The sequence below is a fragment of the Erythrobacter sp. genome (genome assembly GCF_023653175.1).
Classification (GTDB): Bacteria; Pseudomonadota; Alphaproteobacteria; order Sphingomonadales; family Sphingomonadaceae; genus Erythrobacter.
In genome coordinates, this window is the sequence record NZ_JAMNXL010000138.1 from 1 (window position 1) to 9,404 (window position 9,404).

Here is a 9,404-nt window from a genome sequence, read left to right on the forward strand (position 1 = left end):
ACCAAACCGGTCACCGGCGTCGCGCTGATGCAGCTTTGGGAGCAGGGCAAGTTCGGGCTCGACGATCCGCTCGAATGGCACCTGCCCGAATATGCGGGGCTGAAAGTGGCCGACGGGACGAACCCCGATGGCTCGCCCGCCTTGCGCGACCCGAAGCGCAAGGTCACCATCCGCGACGTGCTGCGCCACACCGCGGGCTTTACCTATGGCGAAAGCAGCAATGCCGCAGCCGACCGCGTCTGGGCCGAGCTGCAACCGCTGTCCTCCACCAACACGCTCGCCGAGTTCTCGCAGAAAATGGCGCAGGTGCCGCTGCTGTTCGATCCCGGCACGCGCTGGCACTACAGCGCGGGCGTCGACGTGCAGGCGCGGCTGGTGGAGGTGCTGTCGGGCGAGGTGTTCGCCGACTATGTGGCGCGGCATATCTTCCAGCCGCTCGGCATGGCGGACAGCGGCTGGAAGCGCACCCCTGCCGACCGGGCGCGGCTGGCGCGGATCTATGAAGGCGAGGCAGGCGCGCTCGCCCCGTGGCCGGAGGAGCAGCTGATCGACGCCAATTTCATGGGCCGCCCGATGACGATGGGCGGCGCGGGGATCGTCACCACGGTCGATGATTACATGAAGTTCGCACGGATGCTGCTGGGGCAAGGCAGCCTGGGCGAGGCGCGCATCCTCAAGCCTTCGACCCTCCGCCTGATGGCGACCGACCAACTCGACCCGCGCATCCCCGCGCAGAACCGCTTATGGCTGCCGAGCAAGGGCAGCGGCGGGTTCGGCTTCGACTTTTTCGTGCGCACCGCCGCGCCGCAATCCGCAGGCGAGAACCGCGGCAGTGTCGGCGAGTTCTTCTGGGACGGCTTTGCCTCGACGCTGTTCTGGGTTGATCCGGCGCAGGACATGGCGGTGATCTTCGCGGCGCAGAAGGTGCCCTTCGACAACGACATGCACCGCGAATTCCGCGTCGCGGTCTACGGGGCGGATTACACCGGGCCTGAGGGTGACTGATTTCGAGAGGTGCGCGCGCGGCGCAGGCAAGGCATGGCCGTGCCCATGATCGTCCAGCGCCTCGACCATGTGAACATCATCACCGACCGGCTCGCCGAGACCGCGCGGTTCTATGCCGAACTGCTCGATCTCGAGGAGCGCGACGGCCCGCCGCCGCTGACGCCGCAGAATGCCCGCTGGATGTATGACGCAGGCGGGCAGGCGATCCTCCACCTCAATGCCCTCGATTGCCCGCGCACCTTCGCGCGCGCGGTGACGCCGGGGGCGGAGACCGGCGCGATCCACCACGTGGCGTTGCGCTGCGGGGATTTCGATGTGGTCAAGGCGCGGCTCGATGCGCGGGGCGCCGATTACAAGGTCAACGAGATTCCGGCCATCGGCCTCCGGCAGATCTTCACTGCGGATCCGAACAACGTGCTGCTGGAGCTGAATTTCTTCGCGGGCTAAGCACCGCCCTTGAGCAGCGCGCGCCAAGCTTCGGGTGCGCGCTCGTCCTCCAGCGGGTTCCATACCATCGCCATCCGTGAGCGGGCTTCAGGTTCGGGCACCCCCGCAGCGATGTCGAGCAGGTAGAAGAACGCCGTCACCCGCCAGTTCATGATGCAATGGACGTGAGTTGGGCCGGGGTGTTCGCCTAGCGCCGCCGCGAGGGCAGCCACGTGTTCACCCGTCGGCGCGTCGAAGGGGACGGGGATGTGGGTGTAGGCGATGCCCGCCGCCGTCATCAGCGCAGCTTCTTCGGCGAGTGCCTCGGGATGCTCGTCCAGCGCGAGGTTCACCACATGGCGCACGCCGATCGCGGCAAGGCGCCCCGGATCGCATGCCTCGAGCTTGCCCGAGGTGGTGATCCCGTCGGGGCGACGTTGCCAGTTGCGGATATCCTCGGGATCGGCCGCCATGCGTCAACGCTTGCCCTGCGCGGGGAGGTCAATCGCCTGCACCTCGGTGCCGATGGCGTAGAGACGCAAGCCATCGTCCGTCGCAACAGCCTGGAACTTGTTCGCCGCTCGCGCAATCGGTGCGCGCTCCCACGTCCGGCCGCCATCCTTCGTCGCGAATCCCCCTGCGGCAGTGCCGACGAAACCGACTTCGGCGCTGACGAAACCGATCCCGAACTGGCGCGCGGTGTTGTCCTGCGCCATCTCGATCTCGCGCCAAGTCCGCCCGCGGTCGTCGCTGCGGATCACCAGCTGGGTTGCGCGCGCCGCATCATAGGACTGGACGGTGGCGTAGCCGGTATGGCCGCCTTCCGGAAAACTCGCCTTCCAGATCAGCTCGAGCTTGCGACCGGAGCGGTAGACCTCGGCCCATGTCTTGCCGCCATCCTCGGTGCGCAGAACCAGTCCCTCGGCCTGTGCAGGATCGGCATGGGTGGCGGCGAAAACGAGGCCGGTCATCTCGTCGAAGAACTTCACGTCGAGGATCATGCCGGCATGCGGCGCCATGTCGATCACCGACCACGTTGCGCCGCCATCGACCGAGCGCAGGATGCCGGTCGGCCCGCCGACGCGCCCTGCGGCATGGATCACGGTGCGCGGCTGAAGCTCGCCCTGATAGATGCGCTTCACGCTGAGGATGTCGATCGCGCAGACGCCCTTGATCGTGGCCTCCCCGGTATCGACCGCCTCCCACGTCTTGCCCCCGTCGCGAGTGCGGTAGAGCGGCGTGGTGTCGGTGACGCCGGGATAGTAGTCGGTGCCGATATTGCCGATGAAGCCGCTCTGGCGGTCGATAAAGCCGACCGCGCGCACGAAGCTGCCGGGGCGGCTGGCGACCTTCTCCCACGTAGCGCCGCCATCCTTCGTGGCGAAGAGATCGCCCGCGCCGGTGCCGTACCAGCCATGGCTCGCGTCGACGAAGCTCACCGAGTCCCGCTTGCCGCGATAGGCCTCGGTCGCGAAGGTGCGCCACTCGCCCGATACCGCCGCCGCCGGAGCGGGTGCCTCCTCGGCGGCGAGCGGCGCGGTGAAAGCCAGCGCGGCGAGCGCTGCGGCGAGACGTGTCTTCATGCGGTGCGATCCCCTTGGTTGCGGCGCTACCGCCGGGCGACTTTCGTCCCCGCTTCCAGCGCCTTGTCCTCGTTCGCCCGTTTGATGACATAGGCGCGGATCGCCTCGATCTCGTCTTTCGACAAAGAGCCTGCAAAACCCGCCATACCGCGATCCTTGAGCGCGCCGTCATGCACCACCGCGCTCCACGTCGCGGCGCTTTCGAGCGCGCCCGCGCGGCGCAGATCGGGGAGCACGGTCGAACCCACCGCGCCCGGCGCATGGCACACCGCGCAGTAGCGGGCATATTTGGCCTGCCCCACCGCGATCACCGCAGCAGGCGCAGTGCTGGGCGGCGGATCGAGCGGCAGGTCGGCGAGCGCGGGCAGCGGCGGCAGTTTGGCGGTGCCACCGAGCTTGAACACCAACAGGCGGCTGATGTTGCGCACCGGCGCCTTCCTCGCCAGCAGATCGCCGTCGACCGTGATCGCATAGGCCCCGCCCCACCCGGCCAGAACAGCGACATATTGCTCGCCATTGACCGTGTAGGTGACCGGCGGCGCGACCACGCCGGTCTGCGCGGCGAAGCTCCACAGCTTCTTGCCGTTTGCCGCATCATAGGCGTTGAACTCGCTTCCGGTGGTGCCCTGGAACACCAGTCCGCCACCGGTCGCCAGCAAGCCGCCGTTCCATGGGCCGGGATGCTCGACGGTCCAGCGCGGCTTCTGCGCGACCGGATCCCACGCGACCAGCATGCCCCGCAGCGTGCCTGCGACCTGCTTGCGGAAGCCGCCATCGGGCGGCAGATCGCCCGCGCCCAGGTTGAAGCCGACATTGAACCCGCGCGCCTTGTCGGCCTTCCAGCCGGCCTCGGGCGCGTAGAGCATGCCCGCCTCGAAGGCCGGGATATAGACCAGCTTCTCCGTGGGGCTGAAGGCCATCGGGTGCCAGTTGTGTCCGCCTAGCGCGCCCGGCATCACCAGCGCGGGCTTGCCCGTTCGGTCGACGCGGGTCTCGGGGTTCTCGATCGGGCGGCCGGTCGCAGAATCGATGCCGCTCGCCCAGTTGATCGACACATAGGGCTTGGCGGAGATGAACTTCCCCGTCTCGCGGTCGATCACGTAGAAGAAGCCGTTCTTGGGCGCCTGCATCAGCACCTTCCGCAGCTTACCCTCGATCTCCATGTCGGCGAGCATGATGTGCTGGGTGGCGGTGAAGTCCCAGGTTTCCCCCGGCGTGGTCTGGTAGTGCCAGACATATTCGCCCGTGCCGGGCCGGATCGCGACGATGCTGGAGAGGTAGAGGTTATCCCCCTCCCCGCCGCTGCCGTCCTTGGCCGGGCTGCGGTAGGCGCGGTTCCACGGACTCCCGTTGCCGACTCCGATATAGAGCAGGTCGAGCTCGGGGTCGTAGGCCATCGAATCCCACACCGTGCCGCCGCCGCCAATCGCATCGCTGGCGCCGAGCACGTCCATGTTCCACGTTTCCGCAGCCTTCTGGAGATAGGCGGGCTGGTCCTTTGCGTCACCGCCCTCAGGGACGGTGTAGAACTTCCACAGCTGCTCGCCCGTGTCCGCGGAATAGGCGGCGACGAACCCGCGCACCCCGAACTCCGCGCCGCCATTGCCGATGATCACCTTGCCGTCGATCACGCGCGGCGCGCCGGTGATGGTGTAGCTCTTGGACTGGTCGACCGTGACCTTCTCCCACACGGGCTTGCCGGTGTCGCGGTCGAGCGCGATCAGGCGGCCGTCCAATGTCCCGAAGAAGAGCTTGTCGCCGTAAGCCGCCAGCCCTCGGTTTACGACGTCGCAGCAGGCCTTGACCCCAGTCTCGCCCGGGACCTTGGGGTCGTATTCCCACAGCTTGGCGCCTGTGGTCGCGTCGAAGGCCTTCACCTTGCTCCACGCGGTGGTGAGGTAGAGCTTGCCGTCCATCACCAGCGGCGTCGCTTCCTGACCTCGCCCGGTGTCCATGTCGGCGTACCAGGCGAGCCCGAGCTGGCCCACATTGTCGCGGTTCACCGCGTCCAATGGCGAGAAGCGCTGTTCGGAATAGGTGCGCCCGTGGCTGATCCAGTTGGCGCTGTCTTCGTCCGCGCCGACCAGCATCGCGGTGGTGACGCCGCCTGCCACCTCGCTGCTGCCGAAAATCTGGCTGCAATTGGCCAGCATTCCTGCCGAAAGCAACGCGGCCGCCCCTGCGGCCCAGCGCCTCACATCCATCGATCCCACTCCCCGTTCGTTTTGCCGTATGTTGCCGCGCCGTGCACCGCTTGTCCATTGCCGCTTGTGGAACACGCCCGCTCGCGTCAGAACAGGCGGCAGGTGGGCGCCAAGGAGAGTTTCGATGTGCGATGAGAGCAAGCTCGAGGAATGGGCGCGCGGCGCCATCAGCCGCCGCCAGTTCGGCGCGTTGAGCGGCGCGGCGGCGCTCGCGGCCTGCACGCAAGGCGCGAGCGAGGGCAAGGCGAGCCCCGCCGCCGGCCTCAAGGAGCAGGGCGTCAGCTTCGCCACGCCCGACGGCACGATGGACGGCTTCCTCGTCCAGCCCGACAAGGGCAAGCACCCCGCGGTGATCCTGTGGCCCGACATCGCCAGCATCCGCGAATCCAAGCGCAACATCGCCCGCGCGCTCGCGGGTGCGGGCTACACCGTGCTCGTCGTGAACCCCTATTACCGCGACGTCGCGGGCGAGCAGTTCGCCGACTTCGCCGCCTTCATTTCGCAAGGCGGCTTCCAGAAGGTCGGCCCGTGGCGCGGCAAACTGAATGCCGAGGCGATCATGAGCGACGCGAGCGCGATCGTCGCCTGGCTCGATCAGCAAGAAGGCGTCGACACCGCGCGCGGGATCGGCACGCAGGGCTATTGCATGGGCGGCCCCTTCACCGTGTGGAGCGCCGCCGCCGTCCCCGCCCGCATCAAGGCTGCGGCCAGCTTCCACGGCGGCGGGCTGGTGCGCCCCGACGCGCCCATGAGCCCGCACAAGGTGCTCGGCAAGGTCGACGCGAACCTGCTGATCGCGGTCGCGCAGGACGACGACGCCAAGGCCCCCACCGACAAGACCACTTTTGCCGACTCCGCCAAGGCCGCCGGGGTCGAAGCGAAAGTCGAGGTCTACGCCGGCGACCACGGCTGGATGGTGTCCGACAGTCCCGCCTTCAACGCCGCCGCTGCGAGCAAGGGCGAGGCGGATCTGCTGGCGCTCTACGGGGCGGCTTTGGCCTGAAGACTTCCTTCGTCATCCCTGCGACGCTGGCATTTCCGCGGGCCTCGCGCGTGCCGTCACCGGATGTCCTGTCTAAGCAGGCGCGCATGGCAGCTCTGCTGGGCCTGTGCTGCCATCTTGCTGGCTGCGAAACACCGCACTCGGAAGCGGGCCCGCTTCCCTTGGACGCCTATGTCAAGGAGAAGCTAGGCCTATCCAGCTACAAGTCGGCAAGCACCGACCTGAACGACGACGGATCCGCCGAGACCATCCTTTACGCGACCGACCCCCGATGGTGCGGAAGCGGCGGGTGTACATTGTTCATTGTCGCCCACGAACGAGACTCGTTTCGCCTGGTGTCCAAAACCACGGTCACTCACCTGCCGGTCCGCCTTCTTGATAGCGCGACGAAGGGGTGGCGGGATTTATCTGTGGTGGTCAGCGGAGGCGGGCTGATGGAAGCGCAGAACGTGAAGCTGGCCTTCGACGGAGCCAGCTATCCAAGCAATCCAACAATGCCGCCAGCGTCCCGGATGAAGGAAGCCTCGGGGAATATCCTAATTCCCTAGTCGATGCCTGTTTGCGAGCGAATTTCCGCGACCCAGTCTCCCCTGGCTTGATCCGGGGCCCCGCTCCGCTCGCGCCAATCTCTGCCCCGAAATGACGAAGCGGGATCCCGGGTCAAGCCGGGGAAATTTGAGATAAGGAACGGTTGACACGCACGCGTTGGCGGCCCGCCCCAATCAATCCTTTTGCCCCTTGGCCCGCTCGTTCGCAGCGCCGAAGCGGCCGTGCTTGCGGTAACGCAGCATCCACTTGTCGAGGAACAGGCCAAGCGGCTTGGCCTTGATCCCCATGTCGGCAAGTCCGAGCGCGCCGGGGGCGACCGTGCTGCCCGGCTTGAGCAGCGTCCACTGGTCGCGGCTCATCGGGGTGCCGGGGAGCGCCGCGAAGGTCGCCGACACGCCATCGGGCATGGCGAGGAAGGTCCGCTTGCGCCCTTGCGCTGCAGCGATGCGGCGGTGGATCTCCATCATGCTCAGCTGCTCGGGCCCGCCCAGCTCGTAGGTCTTGCCGCCATGGAGCTCGGGGTGCTCGAGCGCACGGGCGATGGCCTCGGCCACGTCATCGGCGTGGACCAGCTGCAGCTTTGCCTCGGGCCCGAACACGGGGAGGACGGGCAGAAGCTCGATCATCCCGGCGAAGAGGTTGATGAACTGGTCGTCCTTGCCGAACACGATCGAGGGGCGAAGGATGGTGGCCGTCGGGAAGGCGGCGAGCGCATTGGCCTCGCCCATTGCCTTGCCCCGGGCATAGGCGGTGGGCGATGCGGCATCGGCGCCGATCGCGCTGATCTGGACGAGCGCCGTGACGCCCCGCTCCGCCGAAGCCCGCGCGACGGTGCCGGGCGCCTCGCCGGTGAGCTTCACGAGGTCGCCCGCAAAGGCTCCGACGAGATTGACGACATAGTCCGCCCCCTCGAGCGCGGCTGCAACGTGGGCCTCGTTGGTGACGTCGCAGGGCATCAGCTGGAGCTGGCCGAGGTTGGCGAGCGGCTTGAGGCTCTGCGCCTTGGCCGGCGCGCGGCTCGCCAGACGCAGGCGCGCCCCGCGCGAGAGCAAGCCTTGCGCGACGTAGTTGCCGATATAGCCGGTGCCGCCGAAGACAGCGACCAGCTTGCCGGCCAGCGGGGAGGAAACGGGGGAAGAGGTGGAGGAGGGCATTGTGGGGTTGTGCTCGCTCGTGATGGCTGCCTCGTGATGCGAGGGTGCTTTGCGGCATGCGCGCGGGCGAGGCAAGGGGGCGAAGCAGGCCGCGCGGCTGCTAGCGAGCGAAATGCGCGAGGGACAGGAGGTTTGCATTGACAGCCCCCCGAACGCTTCGGTAATGGCCCGCGTCTACCCAGCCTCCGGCAGCGATGACCGAAGGCCCCGTGCCCAGATGGCGGAATTGGTAGACGCACCGTCTTCAGGTGGCGGCGCTCGCAAGGGCGTGGAGGTTCGAGTCCTCTTCTGGGCACCATTCACCTATCCATGTTAGGCTGTCTGCGGTTGGAAAACCGCAGAAAACAGCCATATATTCGCTTCCAGCGTCCATGCTCGTTCAGCCACGTTCACCCTGAATCGGGGGTCTCGTGGGGTTCAGAAGGGGGTTCGAACCCCCAGATCGGCCTGCAGAACGACGTTTTCTGAAAGCGAAACCCCCAATGCCCCTCACCGACGCCCAAATTCGCGCAGCAAAACCGAGGGATAAGCAGTATAAGCTGCCCGACGGTGGAGGCCTCATCTTGATGGTTCGGCCTACGGGAACCAGGAGCTGGATCTACAAGCTCAGGATTCACGGTAAAGAGCAGACACTCACCCTCGGCACATACCCTCAGGTCACCCTGAAGGAAGCTAGGGCACGTCGTGACGAGGCCAGGCTCGAGAAGACGCGTGGAGGCGATCCGGTCCAACGCCGACGCCAAGAAAAGCTCGCGGCTCAGATCCGGGCCGGCAACCTGTTCGAGGATGTCGCCGAGGAGTTCATCGCCAAGCGCGAAGCCGAGAATATGGCACCAGCAACCCTGCGGAAGCTCCGGTACTTTCTCGATCAGCTCAGAAATCCGATCGGCAAGCGACCGATCGCCGAGATTACCCCACACGAGCTCTTGGCTGCCCTGAGGAAGATCGAACGCAAGGGCAACAGGGAGAGCGCCAAACGAACCAGGTCGTTTGCGAGCCGTGTCTTCAGATTCGGTGTGGCCACGGCCCGTTGCGAAGCTGATCCGGCCCACCTGCTGAGTGGGTCGCTGCTCGCACCGGTCCCCAAGTCCTATGCGGCGATCGTGGAGCCTGAGAAGGTCGGTGAGCTGATGAGGGCGATCGAAGCCTACGACGGCTAAGCCCGACATCGTGTTTCGAGGTCGGCGGGTGGCGATTTTCGTGCACGGATGCTTCTGGCACAATCACCAAGACCCAGCGTGCAAGCTAGCCAAGATACCGGCATCCCGACCAGATTTCTGGAAGCCTAAGCTAGACGCCAATCGTGATCGAGACGCGCGGAACGTGCAGCAACTTCAGGCTTTAGGATGGACAGTTTTGACAGTCTGGGAATGCGAACTGGCGGCATTCCAGCTGGTCCAGCGCAGACTGACCCGAGCATTGGATACGCAGCAGCCATAGATTCAACTTCCGCAGCCGAGGGCGGCAGCCAGCTAATCCG

At 66.5% G+C, this 9,404-nt stretch carries 10 protein-coding genes and 1 tRNA gene; 7 read left to right on the plus strand and 4 right to left on the minus strand.

Going from position 1 to position 9,404, the window contains the following annotated elements; translation table 11 throughout:
* Positions 1 to 1,005: serine hydrolase domain-containing protein (locus NBV68_RS14150; protein WP_296310803.1), on the plus strand; the 1,005-nt coding region annotated here is incomplete at its 5' end.
* A gap of 33 nt (positions 1,006 to 1,038) precedes the next feature.
* On the plus strand, positions 1,039 to 1,452 hold the full coding sequence (locus NBV68_RS14155; protein ID WP_296310805.1) for a VOC family protein: 414 nt from the start codon (positions 1,039 to 1,041) through the stop codon (positions 1,450 to 1,452).
* Here NBV68_RS14155 and NBV68_RS14160 read toward each other — a convergent pair.
* Genes NBV68_RS14160 through NBV68_RS14170 form a run of 3 tightly spaced genes read right to left on the minus strand, consistent with a single transcriptional unit; the run spans position 1,449 to position 5,218 of the window.
* Complete coding sequence (locus NBV68_RS14160) at positions 1,449 to 1,904, minus strand: sulfur transferase domain-containing protein (protein ID WP_296310807.1); 456 nt, start codon at positions 1,902 to 1,904, stop codon at positions 1,449 to 1,451. The two genes, NBV68_RS14155 and NBV68_RS14160, sit on opposite strands and share 4 nt — an antisense overlap.
* 3 nt (positions 1,905 to 1,907) lie before the next feature.
* Positions 1,908 to 3,014, minus strand: a complete 1,107-nt coding sequence (locus NBV68_RS14165; RefSeq protein WP_296310809.1) for a hypothetical protein — start codon at positions 3,012 to 3,014, stop codon at positions 1,908 to 1,910.
* 26 nt (positions 3,015 to 3,040) lie between these two features.
* On the minus strand, positions 3,041 to 5,218 hold the full coding sequence (locus tag NBV68_RS14170; RefSeq protein ID WP_296310811.1) for a PQQ-dependent dehydrogenase, methanol/ethanol family: 2,178 nt from the start codon (positions 5,216 to 5,218) through the stop codon (positions 3,041 to 3,043).
* Positions 5,219 to 5,342: 124 nt separating this feature from the next.
* On the opposite strand from NBV68_RS14170, the gene NBV68_RS14175 reads away from it, so the two are divergent.
* Positions 5,343 to 6,221 (plus strand): dienelactone hydrolase family protein, encoded by an 879-nt coding sequence (locus NBV68_RS14175; protein WP_296310813.1) that lies wholly within the window; start codon positions 5,343 to 5,345, stop codon positions 6,219 to 6,221.
* An 86-nt stretch (positions 6,222 to 6,307) separates the two neighbouring features.
* The gene (locus tag NBV68_RS14180) at positions 6,308 to 6,769 is read left to right on the plus strand and encodes a hypothetical protein (protein ID WP_296310814.1); all 462 of its coding nucleotides are present in this window, start codon (positions 6,308 to 6,310) and stop codon (positions 6,767 to 6,769) included.
* 174 nt (positions 6,770 to 6,943) lie between these two features.
* Here NBV68_RS14180 and NBV68_RS14185 read toward each other — a convergent pair whose 3' ends face one another.
* Complete coding sequence (locus NBV68_RS14185; RefSeq protein WP_296310816.1) at positions 6,944 to 7,924, minus strand: complex I NDUFA9 subunit family protein; 981 nt, start codon at positions 7,922 to 7,924, stop codon at positions 6,944 to 6,946.
* Positions 7,925 to 8,135: 211 nt separating this feature from the next.
* Here NBV68_RS14185 and NBV68_RS14190 point away from each other — a divergent pair.
* From NBV68_RS14190 to NBV68_RS14200, 3 genes are all read left to right on the plus strand, one after another.
* Positions 8,136 to 8,222: transfer RNA gene (locus NBV68_RS14190), tRNA-Leu, on the plus strand.
* Between the two features lie 184 nt (positions 8,223 to 8,406).
* Positions 8,407 to 9,084, plus strand: coding sequence for a DUF4102 domain-containing protein (locus NBV68_RS14195; protein WP_296310818.1), 678 nt, complete (start codon positions 8,407 to 8,409; stop codon positions 9,082 to 9,084).
* 10 nt (positions 9,085 to 9,094) lie between these two features.
* On the plus strand, positions 9,095 to 9,364 hold the full coding sequence (locus tag NBV68_RS14200; RefSeq protein ID WP_296310820.1) for a hypothetical protein: 270 nt from the start codon (positions 9,095 to 9,097) through the stop codon (positions 9,362 to 9,364).
* Positions 9,365 to 9,404 lie beyond the last annotated feature (40 nt).